This is a genomic window from Pseudoalteromonas sp. MMG013 (genome assembly GCF_018100885.1).
Classification (GTDB): domain Bacteria; phylum Pseudomonadota; class Gammaproteobacteria; order Enterobacterales; family Alteromonadaceae; genus Pseudoalteromonas; species Pseudoalteromonas aurantia.
Genome location: NZ_JAGJEE010000108.1, coordinates 1 through 553 on the forward strand (window position 1 = coordinate 1; position 553 = coordinate 553).

Genomic DNA, 553 nt, shown 5'->3' on the forward strand with positions numbered 1-553 from the left:
TATTTCTTTTATGCACTCTTGTTTATATTTATCAATTTTTTCCAAAGCGAACTTATACAGAACATTATTGCCAGTAAAAAACTCAATTGGCAGTTTATCAATTTTTTCCATGGTGTACTCGACGCCATCACGTTCAGCTACATAGGTGGCTTTATTTTGATAGATAGATTGAACGATATAGCTAAATTTGGGGGGATTGCAATCAGGTAAGTTTTTAATACTTGTAGCGCTTGCATACACAACAAAATCTGTCCAGAGTTTATCCTTATTTTGCCCCCAAACACCGTAATTATGTAGCCACCTTTCCATAACACCATCGTGGTAATATTCATGTCGTGAGAAATAATATCCGTCTTCACTTCTGACGGTATATATCTTTCGATGCTCAGTAGAAGTGATATTTTCTCCAATCCATATCCCAGTCATATCAAGATCATTGCTAAATGATAAACAAGAAAATAAAAGGGTCATCGCTGTAATAGCTATCTTGGTGATTTTCATCCAAACTCCATTTGAAATATAACTATTTAGTATTTATGCGGCACGTTGTTTG

At 34.7% G+C, this 553-nt stretch carries 1 protein-coding gene; it reads right to left on the bottom strand.

Going from position 1 to position 553, the window contains the following annotated elements:
• Positions 1 to 501, bottom strand: a 501-nt coding sequence (locus tag J8L98_RS24560) for a hypothetical protein (protein ID WP_210998676.1), incomplete at its 3' end; no start/stop codon positions are given.
• Positions 502 to 553: the final 52 nt, after the last annotated feature.